Source organism: Bradyrhizobium oligotrophicum S58 (assembly GCF_000344805.1).
GTDB classification, from domain to species: Bacteria; Pseudomonadota; Alphaproteobacteria; order Rhizobiales; family Xanthobacteraceae; genus Bradyrhizobium; species Bradyrhizobium oligotrophicum.
The window spans coordinates 7,652,503-7,674,552 of record NC_020453.1; the positions used below are offsets into that span (position 1 = coordinate 7,652,503).

Below are 22,050 nucleotides of genomic sequence, written 5' to 3' on the forward strand. Positions count from 1 at the left end.
GGAGTGAAACATGATGCTTGATCGCCGCCGGCTCCTCACCAGCGCCTTGACGCTGGGCGCAATGCACGCCTTCCCTGGTCTCAGTCTCGCGCAGGCGCGGCCGCTGGTGTTCGCGACCTTCACCGGCAGCTGGGAGGAAGCGCACAAGGCGGTGCTGGTCCCGGCCTTCCGCAAGGCCAACGCCGATGCAGCGATCGTGCTCGACCCGATGCTGTCGGTCGACCAGATCGCCAAGGTCAACGCCGCCAAGGCCAATCCGCCGATCGACGTCATGCTGCACGATCCGGGTCCGGCGCTGGTCGCGATCGGCCAGGACCTGGTCGATCCGTTCCCGGCCGACAAGAGCGCGTACTACAAGGATCTGATTCCGGAAGCGCAGGACGCCATGGGCCCGGCGCCGTTCTTCCAGGTCGTCGGCCTCACCTACAATCCGGAGACCGTGAAGACGCCGCCAACGTCATGGGCCGATCTGTGGAAGCCGGAATTCAAGGGCAAGGTCGGCATCACCAACCTGAACTCGACGCTCGGCACCGGCTGGCTGGTCGAGATCGCCCGCATGCGGGGAGGCTCGGAGGCCAATGTCGACGAAGGCTTCAAGGCGCTGGAAGAGCTGAAGCCGAACCTCGCTGCCGTCGCCGCCAATCCCGGCGCACTGGCGACGTTGTTCCAGCAGGGCCAGGTCGACATCTCGCCCGGCAATTTCAACGCTATCCAGATCCTCAAAGCGCGCGGCGTGCCGGTCGAATTCGTGGCGCCGAAGGAAGGCGCGATCGCCTTCAAGACCACGATCCACATCGTCAAGAACTCGCCCAACAAGGAACTCGCCTTCAAGCTGATCGAGGCGGCGCTGTCGCCCGAGGTGCAGACCACCTTGATGAACTCGCCCTATCTGATCGTGCCGACCAATACCAAGGTCGCCATGTCAGGCGAGATCGCCAAGGTGCTGGCCAAGGATACCGACGAGTTGAAGAAGAAGTTCGTGTTCCAGGACTGGAAGAAGATCAACGAGCAGCGCGCCTCCTGGATCGAGAAGTTCAACCGCGACATCAAGATCTGACGCGATGAAGAGCGCCACGACAGCGCCGGGAGACGTAACCAGCTTCAGCCTGGGGCTCGCGCTGCCCCTCGGCGCGGCCTTCGCGATCTTCTTCGTGCTGCCGCTGGCGCAGCTGCTTTATCTGTCGCTGCACAACGACACTGCAGCGACGGTGTGGGGGCTCGGCCAGTACATCAAGTTCCTGACCGATCCCTTCAGCCTGTCCGTGCTCGGCTCGACGCTTCTGCTCGGCGCCGAGGTGACGCTGGCCTGCCTCGTGCTCGGCTATCCCATTGCCTGGCTCTATCAGCGCTCCGGCAGCCGGGTGCAGACGCTGATCATCATGATCGTGCTGCTGCCGCTGCTGACCAGCGTCGTGGTCCGCACCTTCGCCTGGATCGTGATCCTGGGACGGCAAGGCATCATCAACTCCGTGCTGCAGTCGCTCGGCCTGATCGGCACGCCGCTGCGCATGATCTATACGCAAGGCGGACTGATCGCGGCACTGGCGCAGGTGCAGATGCCGCTGATGGTGCTGCCGCTGATCACCGCGATCGGCCGCATCGACCCCAATCTCTCCGATGCCTCGGCCTCGCTCGGCGCCGGCAGCTGGCGCACCTTCGTCAAGGTGTTGCTGCCGCTGTCGATGCCCGGCATCATCGCCGGCTGCACCCTGACCTATGCGGCTGCCATCACCGCCTTCATCACCCAGTCGCTGGTCGGCGGCGGGCAGATGCTGTTCATGCCGATGTATCTCTATCAGCAGGCCTCGACCCTGCAGAACTGGCCGTTCGCCGCCGCGATCTCGATCATCTTCCTGTTCGCGGTGCTGGCCATCGTCGCGCTGTTCTCGACGCTCGGACGGCGCGCCCGTGGCTATGGAGACATCAGATGAGCCGCAGGCAGCACAATCTCGAAGCGCTCAGCTTCCAGATCGTCATGACGGTCATCGCCATCCTGGCGCTGATCCTGATCGTGTCGCCGTCGCTGGTCGTGGTAATCGTCTCGTTCACGTCAGGTTTCTCGCTGAAGTTCCCGCCGCCAGGGTATTCGACGCGCTGGTACCTCGAGCTGTGGAACGCCTGGCAGCTTCAGTTCGCCGCACGCAACAGCGTCGTCGTCGCGCTATGGTCGACCGGACTGTCGATCGTGCTCGGCGTCGCCGCATCGCTGGCGATCTCGCGCTCCAAGCGCCTGACCGCCAAGCTGCTCGATTCGCTGTTCATGTCGCCGCTGGTGCTGCCGGCGCTCGCTTTTGGCCTCGCAGCGCTGATGTTCTTCTCGCTGATCGGGCTGCCGGTGTCGCTGCTGACGCTGGTGATCGGCCACACCATCGTCTGCGTGCCCTATGTGGTCCGCAATACAGTGGCGGCGCTGGCGCAGCTCGAGCCGACCTTGCTGGAGAGTTCGGCCATTCTTGGCGCGTCCAGGCTGTACACCTTCCGCCGCATCGTGCTGCCGCTGATCCGTCCGGGCATCATCTCCGGCGCGTTCATCGCCTTCATGTCGTCGTTCGACAACGTGCCGGTATCGCTGTTCCTGCGCGATGCCGCCACCGACATGCTGCCGATCCGGATGTGGCAGGACCTCGAAGGCAAGCTCGACGTCACCATCGCCGCCCTTTCCAGCGTGCTGATCATCGCCACCATCGCCCTGATGGCCATCATGGAGCGCACCACGGGCCTGTCAAAGCGGCTGACGGGCTGAGCCTCGCTCTCAAGCCCCGCGGAAGATCGAATAGCCCCAGGGGGTGAATTTCAGCGGCAGGTGAAAATGCTCCTCGACCTTGTCGATCGCGAAACGGAAGGGCACTGTTGTCAGGAATTTCGTCTGCCCGCCCGCTCCGAAGAACTCACCAATATGGAACAGCACCTCATACTCGCCGGCAGTAACGCCGTCGCCCGTGACGACCGGCGCCTCAAGGGTGCCGTCGGCGCCAAGCTGGCCTTCGGCGAGCAGCGTGCGATCGGGCACCACGCGCCAGATCGCGACGCGCAGGCCCAGCGCCGGCCGCCCGTTCGCCACATCGACCGCGTGAACCGAGATACCGCCGGCCATCACCTACTCCGCTGCCAGGTTATCAAGTCATGATAGACGCGAAACGGGTCGCCGCGCCAGCAGCGCCGCTGTGGCCCGCCGTCGCTGCCATGACGGCGCTACAGGCGCTGGTCTCGTTGGCTTTGTTCGCGCCGGGCACGATCGCGCCTCGTGCGGGGATCAGTATCGAGCAGCTGTCGCTGTTCTCGACAGCGGCGTTCGCCATCAGCCTCGTCTCCTCGTTCTGGGGCGGCACATTGGTGCAGAAGGTCGGCTCGCTGCGCGTCGCAGCGCTGTGCGCGGTCGCCGTCTGCGCCGGCATGTCGCTGGCGACGCTCGGCTATGGCTGGGCGCTGCTCGGCGCCGGGCTGACGCTGGGCCTAGCTGCCGGACCGGAAACGCCGGCGAGCTCGGCGCTGCTCGGTCGGCTGGTGCCGCCTGAGAAGCGCGCGATGGTGTTCTCGATCCGGCAGACCGGCAGCCAGATCGGCGCCGTGATGGGCTCGCTGCTGCTGCCGCCGCTTGCCGTCGGACTCGCGCCAAGCTCGGCCTATGCCGCGGTGATCGTCTGCGCCGTCATCGGCTTCGTCAGCTTCGAGCGGCTGCGCCCGGCCTATGCCGTCACGACGCAGGTCATGCCGAACCTCGGCCTGCGGCAGCGGCTGCAACTCGTCAGCACCGACGGCCGCATGGCCGCGCTCGCGATTGCCTCGATCCCGTTCAGCGGCATGCAGGTGATCCTCAACACCTGCTTCGTCAGCTTCGGCACCGCGGAGCTCGGGCTGAGCCATGTCGAGGCCGGCTGGGTGCTGGCATCAGCGCAAGGCGCGGGCCTGATGGGACGGCTGGGTTGGGGCGTGGTGGCGACACGGCTGCGCTCGGCGCACGCGGTGCTGGTGATGGCGGGCGCGGGCATGGCGGCCTGCGCGCTGCTGCTCGGTCTCTGGGGTCCGCTGCTGAGCAGACCAATCCTGGTCCTGCTCACCGTCGTGTTCGGACTGACGGCGAGCGGCTGGAACGGTGTGTTCATTGCCGAGATCGCCAACCTCGCCAAGCCCGAACGTGTTGCCGAGGCAACGGGCGCGGTGCTCACGGCGTCGTTCCTCGGCCTCGTCGCGGCGCCTCTGCTCGTTGCCGTTCTGACGCCTCGCTTTGGGCTCGGCGGCAGCTTTGTCGCGCTGGCGCTGCTATCCGCCGCGGGTGCGGCCGTGCTGCTGATGGAGCGGGTCCATGCGCGCGAGTGAGATCGCATTTGCCGTCAACGCGCGGCAGAGCACCGCCAGGGAAATGGCCGAGCAGGCATTGGCGCGCATCGCCGCTGCGCGCGACCTCAACGCCATCGTCACCACAGATCCGGAGCGCACACGCGCCGAGGCCGACGCTGTCGACGCGCGCGTAGCCGCGGGCGAGACGCTGCCGCTCGCCGGCGTGCCGGTCGTGGTGAAGGACAATATCTGGGTCGCAGGCTGGCGCATCACGCAGGGCTCGCGTCTGTTTGCCGAGTTCACGGCACCCGAAGATGCCATCGCAGTCGCGCGGGTGCGCCGGGCCGGCGCGGTCGTCGTCGGCATCGGTGCGACCTCCGAATTCGCCTGCAAGGGCGTCACGACCTCGCTCCTGTTTGGGCCGACGCATCATCCGCAAGACCCGCGTCTCACGCCGGGCGGATCGTCGGGCGGACCGGCCGCAGCCGTCGCGGCCGGCCTCGTGCCGCTCGCGATCGGCACCGATGCCGGCGGATCGAGCCGCCGGCCGCCGGCCCATGTCGGCGTCGTCGGCTTCAAGCCGTCCTATGGCGCGATCCCTTATGGGCCCGGGTTTCCCGAGCCGTTCTGGGGCATCTCGGTGATCGCGCCGATTGCAGCCGATGTCGGCGATGCCAGGCTTGCGTTCGAGGTCATGGCCGGCGCCGATCCGCGGGATCCTGATTCATTCGATGTGCCCGCGGCACATCCTGCAAAGCCGCTCAGCGTGGCGTTCTCGCCGCGGCTCGGGCTCGATACTGCCGTCGATGATGAGGTGAGCACGGGCCTGCAGCAGGCGGTCGATCGCCTGCGCGCCAAGGGCATGATGATCGTGAACAGGGATCCGGTCTGGCCATCCGGTCTCGCCGAGGACGCCGTCATGCCACTCCAGCATGCCGGGCTCGCCGCGCTCCATGGCGATGCCTTCCGCAAAGATCCCGCGCAGTTCGATCCGGACATTGCCAGGCAGATCGAGCGGGGCCTGAGCCTGAGCGGCGCCGATGTCGGCCGCGCACTGGAGGCCAGCACACGAATCGCGCGCGCCTTCGCGAGCTTCTTCACAGAGGTCGATGTGCTGCTGGCGCCGACCGTGCCATGTGTCGCGTGGCCGTTGACACAGCTTGGCCCGACCACGATCGGCGGCCGGCCGGCGAGCCCGCGGGCACACGCGGTGTTCACGCCCTCCGCCAATCATGCGGGAGTGCCGGCGATCTCCGTTCCCTGCGGGACGAATGCGCAGGGCCTGCCGTTCGGTCTGCAACTGATTGCGGCGCGCGGCCGAGACCGGATGCTGCTGGATGTCGCCGCGGAGGCGGAGCGAGTGTTGCTGGTCTAGTTTGACCCCGGCGCGAGCGGCTTGCTCGTGTACCGCTCTTGTCCGCCGTAGCTCGAAGAGCGAAGGCGGATGCGGATGCGGATGCGGGGAGAGGCCGGATTGCATCGCCAGATGCAATCCGGGTGAGGGGGTACAGGTCTCTCCACAAACACTTCCCGTGCGGCTGTCCCTCACCCCAACCCTCTCAGCGCGAGCGAAGCTCGTCGCGGCCCCGTAAGAACGGGGAGAGGGAGCGCACCGTCAGCACGGCTCCATCCGGGGCTTCATGAGCTCGCAACTACAAAAGCCTTCACCCCTGCTCGAACTTCTTCGCCAGCCGCGCCCGCGTGATGTGGCCGATCTGGTCGATCGCGTTGGCGATCTCGGTGTCCAGGTCGTTGCCGATGCGACGGTCCATCTCGGCGATGACCGAGGGGCGGTCGGCGTGCAGCGCAAGGGCCACGATCAGCGGCATGCCGAACTTGTCGCGGTAGCGGCGGTTGATGTCGGCGACGCGCTCGAACTCGGCGCGCGACAGCGCCGTGAAACCGAGCCGGCCCTGCTCGCCGATCGAATCGTTCGTCATCTCGCCGGCCAGCGCTTCTCGCCCGGCCAGTTCAGGATGGGCGCGGATCAGCCTCAGTCTCTCGTCGCGGCTCATGGCGCGGACGACGTTCATCAAGGTCGTGTGCAGCGCATCAGCGGAATCGTCGAATGCGGACAGACCCGCGCGATAGGCACGATCGGCAATCTCGGGCGTGTGCTCGAAGATGTCGCCATAGCGCTCCACGAACAGCACGCGCGACATCTGCGACGGCCTGAGATGGCCGGCCGGCGGATGCGTCCTGATCCAGTGCCGGGCGATGTCCAGCCGGGTCGCCACCCAGACCTTGTTGTGGCCCATGACGTAGTCGAGGAAGCGCGCCAGCGCCGCGGCGCGCCCGGGACGGCCGACGAGACGGCAATGCAGCCCGACCGACAGCATGCGCGGGCTCTCCGCGCCTTCGGCGTAGAGCGTGTCGAAGCTGTCCTTCAGATAGGCGAAGAACTGATCGCCCGAATTGAAGCCCTGCGGGCTTGCAAAGCGCATGTCGTTGGCATCGAGCGTGTACGGCACGATCAGCTGCGGGCCGTGCGGGCCTTTGATCCAATAAGGCAACTCATCGGCATAGGAATCGGCGCTGTAGACGAAGCCCTGCTCGTTCAGGACGATGTCGAGCGTGTTGGCTGACGTGCGGCCCTGGTAGAAGCCGAGCGGCCGTTCTCCGGTCAGTTCGGTGTGAAGGCGGATCGCCTCCTCGATATGGGCGCGCTCGTCGGACTCGGAGACGTCGCGGTAGTCGATCCATTTCAATCCGTGCGAGGCGATCTCCCAGCCTGCCTCCTTCATGGCAGCGACGGCCTCCGGGTTGCGTGCCATCGCGGTGGCGATGGCGAACACCGTGACCGGCAGCTTGCGCGCGGTGAACATGCGCCACAGACGCCAGAACCCCGCCCGCGAGCCGAACTCGTAGATCGACTCCATGTTCATGTGGCGCTGGCCCGGCCAGGGCTGCGCGCCGACGATCTCGGAGAGGAACGCCTCGGACGCGGCGTCGCCGTGGAGAATGTTGTTCTCGCCGCCTTCCTCGTAGTTGATCACGAACTGCACGGCGATGCGGGCATCACCCGGCCAGCGCGGATGCGGCGGCGTGCGGCCGTAGCCGACCATGTCGCGCGGATAAACGTCCCCACTCATCCGGCTCAACTCCCGCGATAGGTCTGATAGCTCCAGGGTGTCGCGAGCAGCGGCACATGGTAGTGCGCGTCGGCGTCGGCGACCGTGAAACGGAGCGGGATCAAATCGAGAAACAGCGGATCGCCCGAGGCAAGGCCGTGCGCCTTGAAATGAGCGCCCATATGGAAAGTCAGCATGTAGGTGCCGGTCGTGAGCTCGTCCCCCGCCAGCAGCGGCTGGTCGGTGCGGCCGTCGTCATTGGTCCGGACCTGCTTCACCCGGCGCCAGGAGCCATCCGACTGCAGAGCATCCAGGTCGATCGCAACGTCGGCGGCGGGCTTGCCCCTGACCGTGTCCAGAATATGCGTGCTCAGCCGCCCCATCCGTATGTCCTTCTCGTGCCGGTCCGAACAGAACATTAGCAGCAGCCAGAGCGGCGTTCGAAGCGATTTTCGAGGCCGTGCGTCAGCCCGCGATGACGTCGTTAAAAAAGCTCACCGGCCCCATCTGCCCGCCCTTGAGGATGATGTCGCGGCCGTCGAGGTGGGGATCGTCGCTATGCAGGCGGCACAGCGGCGCGCCAGGGGCCATCGGTGCCCGATAGGACAGCCCCCAGGCATCGAGCGCGGCGAACGCGAGGCTCGAGGTGTCGCCGCCGGCCACGACGATGCGCGAGACGTCCGCCCCGGCGAGCACTGCGGCGAGCAGCGCGCCGGTCGCATGCGCCACGCGCGCCATCTCGGCGCCGGGTGCCCCATCCGTGACCAGCATGACGTGTCCGTGGGCAAGTCCCGCGACGGCGTCGCGGCACAGCGCCTGCTGATCACCGTCGTTGACGAGCAGCCTCGCCGGATCGACCGCGATGATCTTGTAGCCCCCCGCCGCCGCGACCTGCGCCCGCGTCACCGGCGACAGGCTTCCGACCAGCGCCAGCACGGAGCCGCCGACGCGCGGCGTGGCAGCGGGCAGAGCCGAGTTCTCGGCCGGCCCATCCCACGCCGACGCAAACGCCCTCGCCACCGAGCTCGGGCCGACCGCGAGCATCGAGCCGGCGGCGAGGCGATCGGTGAGCAGCCGGCCGATGACGGCCAGGTCGCTCTCCTGGGCCACATCCAACAGCACGGCATGAGGCGCGGCCGCCATGTTCGCATCGAGGCTGGTCTCGGCGTCCCCGTCCGCATAGGCGCGGTAGTCGATCAGTGCGATCCGCTCCAGACCTTGAGCCGCGAGATGCCGGCGCAGATCGGCCTCGGCCATCGGCGTCACCGGATGCCGGCTCATGGTCGGGTGGCGATCGATGCGATGAACCTCGACACCAGCACCGGCTGCGGCGAACAACTGACCGAACAGGCAGTAGCGGCCGAGATTGGGCTGGCCGCCGACGATCGGCACGAGCGGATTGGCGACATGCCGCCGCAGCACTGACACGGCCGCGCCGATGCTGCCGACCTCGGGCGCGCTGTCGAAGGTCGAGCAGCATTTGTAGTGCAGGACGTCGACGCCGAGTGCCGCCAAAGCACGTCCGGCGGCGTCGAGCTCCACGGCAGCCGCAGCGGGCGGCATCGATCGGGTCGCACCGGCGATGCCGACGGCGTCGAGCGGACCTGCCGCTGCCAACTGCGCCGTCGTCGGCGGCCGCAGAAACAGCTGCGCGCGATGGCCGCGCTCGGCCCAGGTCGCGAGCGTGTCGGTGGCGCCGGTCAGGTCGTCGCCATACCAGCCGACGCGCGGCCGCGCGAAATGTGCCAAGGCACTCATCCGGTCCGCCCGAAGCTCGCCAAAGCCTGCCGCAACTCCGGATGCACACCGGCCGCCTGTTCGAGCGAAACACCTGACGTGACCGCGTCCCAAGCCTGCCGGATGCTGCTGACGCCGGCCGCGGGTCCGCCCGGATGCGCCATGATGCCGCCGCCGGCCATGAACAGGAGATCGGCGTGGCCAATCGCGTCATAGGTCGCCTGGACCGTGGCGGCGGATTGCCCGGAGGAGAAGGCCGGCAGCACGCGATCGTCGCAGCCCTCGGTCAGCGGCGTCACGCAGTCCCTCGCCGACTCGACCACCTCGTCGTCCTCCTGCGCGAACTTGCCCTGCAGCCCGTGCACATGCATGTGGTCGACCCCGGCGAGCCGCCACAACGTTTGATAAGGCTGGAAGCCGATGCCGAGCAGCGGGTGGCGCGAGATCGCGCCAAAGCCGTTGCGATGACCATGCAGCGCAAGATCGGAGCTGCGGCGCAACGTCGTCACCGCCGAGAAACCGCACCAGTTCAGCGACACCATGGCGCAGGATCCGCCATGCTGCGCGATCAGATCGGCGTGGCGCCGCATCGCGTCGGTCTCGTCGGTGATGTTGAATGCCATCATGACGTGCTTGCCGGTTGAATCCCGATGCCGCCTGATCGCCGCCATCACGGCAGGGATGCGCTTGGCGAGCGGGGCGTGATCGGGATCGGCGGAGATCTCGTCGTCCTTGATGAAGTCGACGCCAGCCGCGCAGAGACGCGCGACCAGCGCCGCGGTCTCGTCCGCGTCGAGGCCGACATTCGGCTTGATGATCGAGCCGACCAGCGCGCCGCTACGAACTCCCGTCAGCCGGCGCGTGCCGGCGATGCCCTGCTTCGGACTATCGAAGCGCGCGCGATAGGCCGCAGGCAGCGTGATCTGCTCCAGCCGGAGACCGGTGACCTCGCCGAGATCGTAGAGATTGCCGGCAACGACCGAGGCCAGCGTCGGCAGATTGGCGCCGACATTGGCGACGGGAAACGAGATCGTCACGCGCGCGCGACGATAGGGACCTGTCGCGCCCTTGCGCCGCAGCCAGGCATTCGGCAGGCTGGGTTGGTCCACGGCCGGTAGCTCCACGACGCCGGTCACCGAGGCGCGGGCGCGCGCGCGCAAGGCATCGGTCTCGCCCTCGACCCGGGTGAACGTGCCGCAGGACTGCTCGCCCGCCATCACCTCCGCAACATCCAGGGGATCGAGCGGCGTCTCGATCAGGTAGCTGGCCTCGAAGTGGTCGGACGCAACCATGCTCACAACCTGCTGAGATCCGGGAACGGGCGCACCGGGTCCTTGCCGTCCCAGTCCTGCGAAGCCTCGCGGATCATGCGGAACATCGTGCCCTTCGGTCCCAGCACCTCCGACAGCTCGATGACGGTGCCGGGATGATAGTGCGTGTCAAAATAGATGAAGCGGCCGCGCTCGCCAACCTCGCCGCTCATGACCGGCTTGAAGCCCTGGCCGAGCAGCCGTTCGAGATCGGCGTCGTAGCTCTCGGTCCAATACGCCACATGCTGCAGGCCGAAATGGCCAGCTTGCGTGAAGTCGCGATACATCGAGGGCACGTCGTTGCGGCACTGGATCAGCTCGATCTGCAGCGGGCCGGAATTGGCCAGCGCCACCGAATTGTGCGGCTCGTAGCTCGCGCCGCGATATTGGTAGTTCCTGATCGGGACACGCTCGTTGTAGAAAAACGGGCCGACGCCCAGCACGCGTGACCAGTAATCCATCGCCGCCTCGATATCGGGTACGACATACCCGGCTTGACGGATCTCGCCGAACAGGCGGCTCATGGCAACGTCCTTTCCAACACTGGCCCAAACATCAAAGGAAGCCGATCGAGAACCACGGGATTGCGGCCACGGCGACAAGACCGAGCAGCAGCGCGAGCACATAGCCCCAGATGTAGCGCAGCCCCTCGTCCGGATTGATCTTGCTGATGGCGCAGGCGCCGTAGTAGCCGACGCCGAACGGCGGCGCGAACAGGCCGATGCCCATCGCGAAGATCACCACCATCGCGTAGTGCACCTCGTGCACGCCGGCCTGGCGTGCGATCGGGAACAGCAGCGGCCCGAACAGCACGATCGCTGGAATGCCTTCGAGGATGCTGCCGAGGATGATGAAGGTCACGATCGAAACCGCCAGGAAGCCCCAGGCCCCGCCGGGAATGGCCGCCATCAGCTCCGCAAGCTTCTGCGAGAAGCCGGATTGGGTGAGACCCCAGGCCATCGCCGTGGCGCAGCCGATGATGAAGACGATGGCGCCGGTGAGCGCGGCGGTCTCGACCAGCATCGCCGGCAGCCGGCGCCAGTCGAACTGGCGATAGATCAGGAGGCCGGCGATCACGGAATAGGCGATGCCGATGGTCGAGACCTCGGTGGCGGTCGCCACGCCTTCCACCACGGCAAGCCGGATCACAAATGGCAGTGCGATCGCGGGCAAGGCGACCAGGCCGAGCCGTCCGACCTCGCGCCACGTCGGACGCCGGACATGGCTGAGATCCTCGTTACGATAGCGCCACCAGACGACGCTGCACAACCCGAGGCCCAGCACCAGCGCCGGCAGCATGCCGCCGGTAAACAGCGCGGCGATCGAGACGCCGGTGACGGAACCAATCGTGATCAGCACGATCGAGGGCGGAATGGTTTCGGTCTGCGCGCCCGTGGCCGCGAGCAGCGCGACGAGATCGCCCGGCTTGGCGCCGCGCGCTTGCATCTCTGGAAACAACACCGGCGCGATCGCGGCCATGTCGGCGATCTTCGAGCCTGAAATGCCCGACACCAGATACATGGCGCCGATCAGCACATAAGAGAGCCCGCCTCTGACGTGGCCGAGCAGCGCCGACAGCCACTGAATCATGGCCGCGGCCATCCCGGTCATGCCGATCAGGGCGCCCAGGAAGATGAACAGCGGCACGGCCAGGAGAACGAGATGGCTCATGCCCTCGTCGAGCCGGCCGACCATCACCAGCATCGGCGTCGAGGTGGTCAAGCCGAGATAGCCGAAGGTGGCGAGCGCGAAGGCGAACGCGATCGGCACGCCCGCGAACACGTTGAGGCCGACGACGCCGACGAAGAAAACCACGAGATTGAGCCGTCCGAGCGGCTTCAGCACCGGTCCCGCGAGCCAGAACACCATCAGCAATGCAGCCGTGAGCGCGATCGCGAGGAGCACCGGCTTGAGTGCGTGCAGCCGCACCAGGCGAAACACCGCCGCAAGCAGCATCAGCGCAATCCCGGTCGGGATCGCCGCCGCGCGCCAGGCGCTGGCGATTTCCAGCGCCGGCGTGACGATGAAGCGTTCCTCGGATGCGTAGTCCAGCGCATGCGGCAGGATCAGCAGCAGGAACGCGATCGCCGCCGTCGTCGCCACGGCTTCGAGCAGCGCCCTCACCGCGGGCGACACCCGCGCCACCACGCCTGTCATGCGCATGTGCTCGCCGCGCCGGAGCGCGATCGCTGCACCCAGCATCGACAGCCACAGGAACAGGATCGAGGCGAGCTCGTCCGACCACACCAGCGGCGCATGCAGGACGTAGCGCGCGATGACGCCGGCGCCGAGGATCAGGATCTCGGCGACCAGCACGATCGCGGCAACGGCCTCGACGATGCGGCCCACGGTCTGCTCGATCCGATGGGCAGCCGCCGTCAGGCCTGATGCCGGCAGATCCGGCGCCGGCATCGCAACCGCGTGACTGTTCATGGCGCTCGACTCCCGAAGCATCTGGCGACGCTCAGGCGAGCACGCCGACCTCTTTCTCCAGCAGGCCCCACGCCTCCGCGCCGAACCGCTCCTTCCATTCCTTGTAGAAGCCGGCGTCGCGCAGCTTGGCGCGGAAGGAGTCCGGCGCGGCCTTGTTGAAGGCGAGGCCCTTGGCCTGCAGTTCGGCCTGAACCGATTCATTCAGGCGCCTGACGTCGTCGCGCTGCTTCATGCCGGCGTCGTTGAGCGCCTCGGTGATGACGGCCTTGACGTCATCGGGCAGACCCGCCCAGGCGCGGCCGTTGGCGACGAACCAGAAGCCGTCCCAGATGTGGTTGGTGAGCGCGCAGAATTTCTGCACCTCGTAGAGCTTGGCGACCTGGATGATCGACACCGGGTTCTCTTGCGCATCGACGATGCGGGTCTGCAGCGAGGTATAGACCTCGCTGAACTGCAGGCTGGCCGGCGCCGAGTCGAGCGCCTTGAACATCGACAGGCTGAGCGGGCTCACCGGCACGCGGATCTTGAGCCCCGCCATGTCCTTGGCCGACTCGATCGGCTTGCTGCTCGAGGTCATCTGGCGGAAGCCGTTGTCCCAGATCTTCTCGAACGCGTGCAGATTGACCTTGGCGATCGCGGCGCGAACATGCGCGCCGAGGCCGCCATCCATCGCGCGCCAGACCTGATCGTAATCGGCGAAGGCGAAGCCGACCGCGTTGATCGCGGCCACCGGCACCAGCGTCGCGATCACCAGCGCCGACGGCGTGAAGAAGGTGATGCCGCCATTGCGCACCTGGCTCAGCATGTCCGTGTCGCCGCCGAGCTGGTTGTTGGGGAAGATCTTGATCTCGACCCGGCCGTTGGTCTTGTCCCTGACCTGATCGGCCGCCTGCTGCGCGCGGATGTTGAGCGGATGGGTCGAGGGCAGATTGTTGCCGTAGCGCAGCTCGATCTCGGCTGCGCGCGCCACGACAGGCGCGCCGATCATTGAGGCCGCGGAGGCACTCGCGAGCACCCCCAGGACGCTGCGCCGGCTCAGTCGGGTCATGACTTCCTCCCTTTGTTGTTGGTCGGCCAGCCCTTGTTGTCAGGCTCTTGCCGCATCGTCGCCGGCACGATAGAGAGCACGGATGACGGCCGTCAAACTCAATTCTTGATGGTTTTTGATGGCTTTTTGACCCGCCAGGAACGACCTGATGACGGAGACGAGCACTGAAACGCCGCGCCGCCGCCGGCGGGCGGGCATCGACGACATCGCGCGGCTTTCCGGCGTCTCCGCCGCCACCGTCGACCGCGTGTTGAACCAGCGGCCCGGCGTTCGCCCCATCACGGTGCAACGCGTGCTGCAGGCCGCCAAAGAGCTCGGCTATCTCATGGAAGGCACGCTGCACGCGCAGGCGCTGAAGCCGTGGCGGCTCGGCTTCCTGCTGCCGGCCGGCACCAATCGCTTTCTCAACATGCTGGGACGGCTGATCATCTCCTCGCAGGACCAGCTCGCCTCGTTCAACATGCGCGCCCGCGTCGAGCACATCGAGAGCCTGAAGCCGGATCTGCTGGCGCAGGAGCTGCTGCGGCTCGGCCGTGAGGTCGACGGCATCGTGTTCATGGCGATCGAGCATCCTGCGGTCCGCGAGTCGGTCGACGTGCTCGCCGAACGCGGCGTGCCGACGGTGACGCTGATCTCGGACATCGCCAATACACGACGCGTCGCCTATGTCGGGCTCGATAACCGTGCGGCCGGCCGCACCGCTGGCTATCTGATCGCGCGCTTCATCGGCAACCGCCCGGCGCAGGTGGCGATGATCGCGGGCAGCCTCAGCTATCGCGCCCATGAGGAGCGCGAGATGGGCTTCCTGCATCTGTTCCGCGAACAATTTCCTGAGATCGAGGTCGTGGGTCTGCGCGAGGGTCACGACGACGAAGCGCACAACTATCGCCAGACCAAGCTGCTGCTGGCCAAGCATCCGCGGCTTGCCGGCATCTACAACATCGGCGGCGGCGCCGACGGCATCGGACGCGCGCTACGCGAGGCCGGGCGCCAGCACGACGTGGTGTTCGTCGGCCATGGCCTGTCGCCCGACACCCGCGCGATGCTGCTCGACGGCACCCTGGACGCCGTGATCTCGCAGAACCCGCAGACCTCGCTGATGGACTGCGTCACCATCTTCTCCAGCCTGCGCGCCGGACGCGCCGTGCAGGACATCGCACGCGCCCGCGCCGAACTGATCCTGCGCGAGAACCTGCCGTGACCTAAATTCGTCAGCCTGCGTTTCTGCCGAAGCGCTCGACCAGGAAGTCGATGAAGAGGCGGACCTTCACCGACAGGTGTCGCGTCGGCGGATAGATCGCGTAGAGCGCCAGCGGTGGCGCGATGTAGTCGGAGAGGATCGCGGTGAGCGCGCCGCTCGCGAGCGCCTCCGCGGCGATGAAGCGCGGGATCAGCGCGATGCCCTGCCCGCGGATAGCGACGTCGCGCAGCACCTCGGCATTGTTGACGCACAGTCTCCAGGCCGGCTGGATCCAATGATCGCCGTCGCGTCCCGTGAGCTTCCACTGATTGCCGGTCAGCAGGAAGCCATAGGTCAGCGAGGTGTGGCGGCGGAGATCCTCCGGGCTTTGCGGCGTGCCATGCCGCGCCAGATAGCCGGGCGCGGCGCAGATAACGCGCTCGACCGGCATGATCCGTCGCGCCACCAGGCTGGAGGATTCCAGCTCGGCGATCCGCAAGGTCACGTCGAAGCCGTCCTGCACCGGATCGAGCAGGTCGTCGCTGAGCACGATCTGCAGCTGCAACTCGGGGTAATCGGCCATGAAATCGGCAACGACCGGCCCGAGCCGCATGGTGCCGAACGACATCGGCGCATTGACGCGGAGCAGCCCGCGCGGCGCGGCCTGGGACTGGCTGACGGCCTGGTCGGCCGCGTCGAGCTCGGCGAGGATAGCAACTGCGCGCTCGAAATAGCGCTGGCCGGTCTCGGTCGGGCTGGCGTGACGCGTGGTGCGGACGATGAGTTGCACGCCGAGGCTCTGCTCGAGCTCGCCGATATATTTCGAGATCGCCGAGCGCGACAGCCGCAGCTGCCGCCCGGCTTCAGCAAAACTGCCGCTCTCGACCACCTTCACGAAGGCGCGCAGGCTGCTCAGTTTGTCCATGGTCCCCGGACCATTATTGTCGCCATTTCGTAGACAGAGACGTCACAAGAGCACGGATTGTCTCCAAATCAAAGCCGACCAATATTGCGTCACAGGAATTCAACGGCCCACTCGGGGCCCTACCGGCAGGAGACCCACATGCCCGGACTTCACCACGTGACAGCGATTGCCGGCGACGCGATCCGCAATTTCGGCTTCTACACCCGCGATCTCGGCCTGCGCTTCGTCAAGAAGACGGTCAATTTCGACGATCCCGGCACCTATCATTTCTATTATGGCGACGAGACCGGCCGCCCCGGCACCATCCTGACCTTCTTCCCCTGGGCCGGCGCGCGGCCCGGCCGTCGCGGCGTCGGCGAGACGCATCAGACCGCGTTCCGGGTGCCGCAGCGCTCCCTCGGCTACTGGACGCAGCGGCTCACCGAAAAGGGCATCGCCTATGAGGCGCTGGAGAAACGCTTCGGCGAATCCGTGCTGCCGTTCACCGATCCCGACGGCATGGCGCTGGCGCTGGTCGGCGTCCCCGGCGCGGAGAATGAGCCGGGTTACAGCAATGGCGACATTCCGGCCGAGCACGCCATCCGCGGCTTCCACGGCATCACGCTGCTGCTCGACTCGGCCGAGAAGACCGCCGCCGTCCTGACCGACGTGTTCGGCTTCGAGGAAAAGGGGCGCGAAGGCTCGGTGATCCGCTTCAAGGCGCCGGGCGACGCGCAAGGCAGCGTGGTCGACATCTACGAGGCCAAGGGATTCCTTCGCGGCGCGCAGGGTGCCGGCTCGGTGCATCATATCGCGTTCCGTGCGGCCGACGACGCGGCGCAGGGTGTCATGGCGCAGCGGCTGGTCGATCGCCACGGCCTGCATCCGACCGAGCAGAAGGACCGCAACTACTTCCGCTCGATCTACTTCCGCGAGCCGGGCGGCGTGCTGTTCGAGATCGCGACCGACATCCCGGGCTTTGCGGTCGACGAGCCGGTCGCCGAGCTCGGACGCAATCTGAAGCTGCCCGCGTTCCTCGAATCGCACCGCAAGCAGATCGAGGGCGTGCTGCCCAACCTCGAGGAGGCCACATCGTGACCGGGACATTGTCCTTCACCCACCGCTTCCAGCCTGGAAGCACACCGGGAGCAGCACCATTGCTGCTCCTGCACGGCACCGGCGGCGACGAGAACGATCTGCTGCCGCTTGGCGCCACGCTGTCGCCCGGCGCGGCGCTGCTGTCGCCGCGCGGGCAGGTGCTCGAACATGGCATGCCGCGCTTCTTCCGCCGCTTGGCGGAAGGCGTGTTCGACGAAGACGATGTGCGCCGGCGCGCGCTGGAGCTCGGCGCCTTCGTCGGCGAGGCACGTCAGCGCTATGGCATCGCGGCGCCGGTCGCGGTCGGCTATTCCAACGGCGCCAACATCGCCGCCGCGCTGTTGCTGCTACAGCCGGAGGTGCTGGCCGGCGCGGTGCTGTTCCGCGCCATGGTGCCGCTGACGCAACCGCCGGCAGTCAAGCTGAAGCGCCAGCCGGTGCTGATGCTGTCCGGGCTGGCCGATCCGATTGTGCCGGCGGCCAATTCGGCCAAGCTGTGCAGCCAGCTGTCGGATGCCGGCGCCGACGTGACCCACACGACGCTGCCGGCCGGGCACCAGCTGTCGCAGGCGGACATCGCGCTCGCCCGCGACTGGATCGCCGGACTGCCGCAGGCCATCGCGGCCTGAAGGCGCTTGCAGCTCTCACCGCTCTTGATCGAGAATGTCTTCTCGTCAGCGCCAGCATCGGACCGTCCACGGCGGCTCCAATGCTGGCGCGCGGATGGGAAGGATTTCCGGATGGCCGTCGACAAGCTGTTCATCAATGCGCGGCTCGACCGCGGCGCTCGCCATGCGATCACGGTCGACAACGGCCGCATCAGCGGCCTGCTGGCCGAGACGGAGCGGCCAGAAGCACGCGAGGTGATCGATCTCGGCGGCGCGCTGGTCGTGCCCGGCTTGGTCGAGGGCCACATCCATCTCGACACCAGCTTCTATGGTGATGCCTGGAAGCCGCACAAGCCGTGCACTGATGGTTTCGACGTGCACGAGCGGGTCGCGTTCCAGGCGCAGAACATGGCCGCTGCGGCGCCGATGGACGTCCGCGCCCGTAACCAGCTCGATCTCTGCATCGGCCATGGCACCACACGGATGCGCAGCCACGTCATGGTCGACGGCTCGGTCGGTCTGAAATCCCTGGAGACCATCCTGCGCGTGCGCGAGGAGTATCGCGACCTCATCGAGATCCAGCTCGTCGCGTTTCCGCAAAGCGGCATCCTCAAGAGCCCAGGCACGCCGGAGTTGCTCGACGAGGCGATCAAGCTCGGTGCCAACCTCGTCGGCGGCCTTGATCCGGCGAGCTTCGACCGCGACGTCGAGAAGCATCTCGATGTCGTGTTCGGCACGGCGCACAAGCACGGCGTCGATGTCGACATCCACCTGCACGATGCGAGCATGCTCGGTCTGTTCGAGCTGGAGCAGATCGCGGCGCGCACGCGTGCGCTGGGGATGCAGGGCCATGTCGCGGTCAGCCACGCCTATGCGCTCGGCGATCTGCCTGCGGACCCGCTCAAGAAGATCGCCGACGTGCTGGCGGCATCAGGCGTCGCCATCATGACGAACGCGCCGGGCGCACGGCCCTTCCCTCCGGTCGCGCTACTGCGTGCGGCCGGCGTCACCGTGTTCAGCGGAAACGACAACATCCGGGATTCCTGGTGGCCCTATGGCGACGGCGATCTCTTGAACCGAGCCATGATGATCGGCTACCGCTCCGGTTTCTACGTCGACGATGAGTTGCGGGTCGCCTTCGACCTTGTGACCGAGGCCGGCGCCAAGGCGCTGCGGCTCCAAGATTATGGCCTTGGCGTCGGCGCCCGCGCTGATTTCGTGACCTTGAGCGCCGAGCACGTTCCTGAAGCTGTAGTCAGCGTGCCCAAAGGACGCTCCGTGTACAAGGACGGCCGCCTCGTCGCGCGCGACGGACGCGTGACGAAGCCAGCTTTCTGAGCTGCGCTCACTGCGCCGGTTCGACCGGCGCCTGCGAGCGCGGCGGCTCGGCGCGAGAGATGGTCGCAGCAGCGATCCACTGCGTGACGGCCGAAAGCTGCCCCCCGGACTCACGAAACGCCTGCAGCTGATAATCCGACGAGCTGCCGAACTGCATGATGGTGCGGCAGCGCTCGACCTCGGCGAGACATCCGAGCTCTTCGGCATGCGGCGCCACGTCGGTGATCATCCGGTTCAGGATTTCCTGGCCGGTGACGGGACCATCCTCGGTGACGAAGATGCAGTCGGTGCCGTAGCGCTGGGCCCGCCACTTGTTCTCGACCGCGATCGCGCGCTCGACATTGCCGACGGTCTCAGCGAGTTCCGGGTTGAGATAGAGGTGGCGCGCGAGGGCGCGATAGAGCGAGGCGATGGCGACGGCATCGTCCACCGCGGTGCAGACGTCGGGAGCACGCAATTCGAGGGTTGGATGACGCAGCGACGGCCGCATTGCCCACCAGACATGGCTCTCGTTCGGCATCGCGCCGGACTTGGTCAGTGCCGCGACGTAGCGGTCGAATTGCTGCTTGGACGTGAACAGTTCGGGCAGGCCCGTGCGCGGCAGCTCGTCATAGGCGGCAAGCCGGTAGCCCTTCAACCCCGTCTCGCGCGAATTCCAGAACGGTGACGACGCCGACAGCGCGATGAACACCGGGATATAAGGGATCATCGCCCGCATCACGACGAAGCGCAGCTCGGGATCCGGCAACTGGACATGCACGTGCATGCCGCAAAGCATGTTGCGCTGCCCGACGATGCGCAGATCCTCCATCATCTCCGCGTAGCGCGGCTTCGGGCTCGGCTGCGAGCTGCGCCACATCGCGGTCGGATGGGTCGAGCAGGCCAGGATCGTCAGGCCGTATTGGCTCGCGACGCTGGCCACCTCGCGGCGCAGGAATTTAATCTCCTCGCGCGCATCGCCGACGTCGACATGGACGTTGGTCGCGACCTCGAGCTGCGCCTGCAGCATCTCGCGCATCGCCTGTCCACCGGTCGACCAGTTGGCGGCCTCGAACAGGTCGTCCGGCGTGCGGATCGCGACATCCAGCGTCTGGGCATCGACCAGGAAGTATTCCTCCTCGATGCCGAAGGAATATTCGCTGACCTCTTCGCCACCGGTGGCGGAACGGATCACCAGGCGGCGTTCATCGTCACTCAAACCCAGCCGCAGCTTTTCGAGTATCCTTGGATCCAAACCCATTTTGGCAATCCCTGTCTGTTGTCAAATTCCGTGGGTCTGCAGCCAGGCTTCCAGCAAGGCCGCCTGCCACAGCCGCGAATGTCCCTTCGGACTCATCTCGGCTTCAGGGTGTTGCAGCATATGGTCGACGAAATCGCGCTGGTAGAGACCCCGCGTCCGCGCCTTGTCGGCAGTGAGGACGTCACGCACATAGTCCAGGAACGGCCCGCGCAGATAGCGCAGCGATGGCACCGGGAAGTAGCCCTTGGGGCGGTCGATCACCTCGGCCGGCACGCACCGGCGCGCAGTCTCCTTGAGGATGTACTTGCCGCCGTTCTTCACCTTCAGCCCGGCGGGCATCCGCGCGGCAAGCTCCACGACCTCGTGGTCGAGAAACGGCACGCGGGCTTCCAGGCCGAACGCCATGGTCATGTTGTCGACCCGCTTCACGGGGTCGTCGACCATCATGATCTCGGTGTCGATCTGCAGCACCTTGTCGACCGCGGATGCGCGGCCGCAATCGCCGAAGAAGCGCTCCACGAAGGTCAGGCTATGGTCATCGCCCAGCAACTCCGGCGTCAGCAGCCGCTGCAGATCCGAATGCTTCCAGTCGAAATAAGCCGCCTGATATTGCTGGACCGGATCGTTCGCCGACAGGAAGCCGGGATACCAGCTGTAGCCGCCGAACACCTCGTCGGCACCCTGCCCGCTCTGCACCACCTTGACGCGCTTGGCGACCTCCGACGACAACAGATAGAAGGCCACACTATCGTGGCTGACCATCGGCTCGGACATTGCATCGATGGCATTGGGCAATGCCTCGAGTGCGCGGTTGCCGCCGATCCTGATCTGCTCGTGGTTGGTGCCGAACGTCCGCGCAATGATGTCCGAGTAGCGGAACTCGTCGCCGCTATGCTCTTCGACCGCATCGAATCCGATCGAGAAGGTTCTGATGTCCTGATGCCCGAGCTTCGACAGCAGCGCCACCAGCAGCGACGAATCCAGGCCGCCCGACAGCAATACGCCAACCGGAACGTCGGCAACGCGGCGGCGGTCGACGGCAGCGGTCATCGCTTCGAGCAGCGCGTCAGACCATTCTTCCTGGCTCATGGCGCGATCGGTCGGGCGCGGCTCGCCGACGCTGAACTGCCAATAGCGCTCGCGGTGCTGTGTTCCGTCCGGCTCGATCGTCAGCAAGGTTGCCGGTTCGAGCTTTTTCACACCGTTGAGGATGGTCCGCGGCGCGGGGACGGCAGCGTGAAAGCTGAAGAAGTGGTGCAACGCAGTTCGATCGAGCGAGGTGTCGACACCACCGCCTGCGAGCAACGCGGGAAGAGATGAAGCAAAACGGAAGAAGCCAGGGCTTTCGGTATAGTATAGCGGCTTGATGCCGAGCCTGTCGCGCACAAGCACGAGGCGCCCGCTGTCGCGCTCCCATAGCGCGAACGCGAACATGCCCTTGAAGCGCTCAACGCAGGCTTTGCCCCAGGCATGATAGGCCTTGAGGATGACCTCGGTGTCGCCGTCAGAGAAGAAGCGATAACCCTTCGCCTGCAGCTCCGAACGCAATGCACGGAAATTGTAGATGCAGCCATTGAACGCGATGCCGAGACCCAGCGCCGCATCGATCATCGGCTGCTGCGCGGCGGCCGAGAGATCGAGGATGCTGAGCCGGCGATGGCCGAGCGCAATTCCGCCCTGCACGTACACGCCGGCCGCATCGGGCCCGCGCGCCTGCATCGCGTCATTGACGCGGCCGAGCGCCGTGAGCGACGGCTGACCGGAATATCTGACTTCACCACAAATGCCGCACATCGCGGACCATC

20 protein-coding genes are annotated in these 22,050 nt (G+C 66.6%); 9 read left to right on the forward strand and 11 right to left on the reverse strand.

From position 1 onward, the window contains the following. Window positions 1-10: 10 nt before the first annotated feature. The 3 genes from S58_RS33125 to S58_RS33135 are packed head-to-tail and all read left to right on the forward strand — an operon-like array spanning window position 11 to window position 2,743. Complete coding sequence (locus S58_RS33125) at window positions 11-1,057, forward strand: ABC transporter substrate-binding protein (protein WP_015669805.1); 1,047 nt, start codon at window positions 11-13, stop codon at window positions 1,055-1,057. Window positions 1,058-1,061: 4 nt separating this feature from the next. Next, entirely contained in the window at window positions 1,062-1,931 is an 870-nt protein-coding gene (locus S58_RS33130) for an ABC transporter permease (RefSeq protein WP_015669806.1), read from the forward strand. Further along, window positions 1,928-2,743 (forward strand): ABC transporter permease, encoded by an 816-nt coding sequence (locus S58_RS33135; protein WP_015669807.1) that lies wholly within the window; start codon window positions 1,928-1,930, stop codon window positions 2,741-2,743. Before S58_RS33130 ends, S58_RS33135 begins: the two co-directional genes overlap by 4 nt. A gap of 9 nt (window positions 2,744-2,752) precedes the next feature. Here S58_RS33135 and S58_RS33140 read toward each other — a convergent pair whose 3' ends face one another. After that, the gene (locus tag S58_RS33140; RefSeq protein WP_015669808.1) at window positions 2,753-3,094 is read right to left on the reverse strand and encodes a hydroxyisourate hydrolase; all 342 of its coding nucleotides are present in this window, start codon (window positions 3,092-3,094) and stop codon (window positions 2,753-2,755) included. A 29-nt stretch (window positions 3,095-3,123) separates the two neighbouring features. On the opposite strand from S58_RS33140, the gene S58_RS33145 reads away from it, so the two are divergent. Both S58_RS33145 and S58_RS33150 read left to right on the forward strand, forming a co-directional pair. After that, on the forward strand, window positions 3,124-4,317 hold the full coding sequence (locus S58_RS33145; RefSeq protein WP_015669809.1) for an MFS transporter: 1,194 nt from the start codon (window positions 3,124-3,126) through the stop codon (window positions 4,315-4,317). Beyond that, window positions 4,304-5,653: an amidase gene (locus S58_RS33150; RefSeq protein ID WP_015669810.1), complete on the forward strand. Its 1,350-nt coding sequence runs from the start codon at window positions 4,304-4,306 to the stop codon at window positions 5,651-5,653. The genes S58_RS33145 and S58_RS33150 overlap by 14 nt, the downstream gene beginning before the upstream one ends. Window positions 5,654-5,942: 289 nt before the next feature. Here the strand turns inward: S58_RS33150 and puuE are convergent, their stop codons facing one another. From puuE to S58_RS33185, 7 genes are all read right to left on the reverse strand, one after another. After that, a complete protein-coding gene (puuE, locus tag S58_RS33155; protein WP_015669811.1) occupies window positions 5,943-7,370 on the reverse strand; it encodes an allantoinase PuuE in 1,428 nt (475 codons plus the stop codon). A gap of 5 nt (window positions 7,371-7,375) precedes the next feature. Then, window positions 7,376-7,732, reverse strand: coding sequence for a hydroxyisourate hydrolase (gene uraH, locus S58_RS33160; RefSeq protein WP_015669812.1), 357 nt, complete (start codon window positions 7,730-7,732; stop codon window positions 7,376-7,378). Window positions 7,733-7,814: 82 nt separating this feature from the next. After that, on the reverse strand, window positions 7,815-9,107 hold the full coding sequence (locus S58_RS33165) for a four-carbon acid sugar kinase family protein (RefSeq protein WP_015669813.1): 1,293 nt from the start codon (window positions 9,105-9,107) through the stop codon (window positions 7,815-7,817). After that, window positions 9,104-10,378, reverse strand: a complete 1,275-nt coding sequence (locus S58_RS33170) for a ribulose-bisphosphate carboxylase large subunit family protein (RefSeq protein ID WP_015669814.1) — start codon at window positions 10,376-10,378, stop codon at window positions 9,104-9,106. The genes S58_RS33165 and S58_RS33170 overlap by 4 nt, the downstream gene beginning before the upstream one ends. Window positions 10,379-10,380: 2 nt before the next feature. Continuing rightward, the gene (locus S58_RS33175) at window positions 10,381-10,920 is read right to left on the reverse strand and encodes a VOC family protein (protein ID WP_015669815.1); all 540 of its coding nucleotides are present in this window, start codon (window positions 10,918-10,920) and stop codon (window positions 10,381-10,383) included. A gap of 31 nt (window positions 10,921-10,951) precedes the next feature. Next, window positions 10,952-12,808, reverse strand: a complete 1,857-nt coding sequence (locus tag S58_RS33180; protein ID WP_198409266.1) for a TRAP transporter large permease — start codon at window positions 12,806-12,808, stop codon at window positions 10,952-10,954. A 52-nt stretch (window positions 12,809-12,860) separates the two neighbouring features. Beyond that, entirely contained in the window at window positions 12,861-13,877 is a 1,017-nt protein-coding gene (locus S58_RS33185) for a TRAP transporter substrate-binding protein (protein WP_015669817.1), read from the reverse strand. A 148-nt stretch (window positions 13,878-14,025) separates the two neighbouring features. Here S58_RS33185 and S58_RS33190 point away from each other — a divergent pair, with 148 nt between their 5' ends. After that, window positions 14,026-15,078 carry a LacI family DNA-binding transcriptional regulator gene (locus S58_RS33190; RefSeq protein ID WP_015669818.1) on the forward strand — a complete coding sequence of 351 codons (1,053 nt, stop codon included), beginning with the start codon at window positions 14,026-14,028 and terminating at the stop codon, window positions 15,076-15,078. 10 nt (window positions 15,079-15,088) lie between these two features. Here S58_RS33190 and S58_RS33195 read toward each other — a convergent pair whose 3' ends face one another. Next, on the reverse strand, window positions 15,089-15,982 hold the full coding sequence (locus tag S58_RS33195) for a LysR family transcriptional regulator (RefSeq protein WP_015669819.1): 894 nt from the start codon (window positions 15,980-15,982) through the stop codon (window positions 15,089-15,091). A 138-nt stretch (window positions 15,983-16,120) separates the two neighbouring features. On the opposite strand from S58_RS33195, the gene S58_RS33200 reads away from it, so the two are divergent. The 3 genes from S58_RS33200 to S58_RS33210 all read left to right on the forward strand — a co-directional run bounded on the left by S58_RS33200 (window position 16,121) and on the right by S58_RS33210 (window position 19,005). Further along, complete coding sequence (locus S58_RS33200; RefSeq protein ID WP_015669820.1) at window positions 16,121-17,059, forward strand: ring-cleaving dioxygenase; 939 nt, start codon at window positions 16,121-16,123, stop codon at window positions 17,057-17,059. Next, window positions 17,056-17,688, forward strand: a complete 633-nt coding sequence (locus S58_RS33205) for an alpha/beta hydrolase (protein WP_042340384.1) — start codon at window positions 17,056-17,058, stop codon at window positions 17,686-17,688. The genes S58_RS33200 and S58_RS33205 overlap by 4 nt, the downstream gene beginning before the upstream one ends. Before the next feature lie 111 nt (window positions 17,689-17,799). Further along, window positions 17,800-19,005: an amidohydrolase family protein gene (locus tag S58_RS33210; protein ID WP_015669822.1), complete on the forward strand. Its 1,206-nt coding sequence runs from the start codon at window positions 17,800-17,802 to the stop codon at window positions 19,003-19,005. Between the two features lie 7 nt (window positions 19,006-19,012). Here the strand turns inward: S58_RS33210 and S58_RS33215 are convergent, their stop codons facing one another. Both S58_RS33215 and S58_RS33220 read right to left on the reverse strand, forming a co-directional pair. Further along, window positions 19,013-20,245 (reverse strand): carboxylate-amine ligase, encoded by a 1,233-nt coding sequence (locus S58_RS33215; protein WP_015669823.1) that lies wholly within the window; start codon window positions 20,243-20,245, stop codon window positions 19,013-19,015. A 21-nt stretch (window positions 20,246-20,266) separates the two neighbouring features. Beyond that, a complete protein-coding gene (locus tag S58_RS33220) occupies window positions 20,267-22,039 on the reverse strand; it encodes an N-acetylglutaminylglutamine amidotransferase (RefSeq protein ID WP_015669824.1) in 1,773 nt (590 codons plus the stop codon). Window positions 22,040-22,050 lie beyond the last annotated feature (11 nt).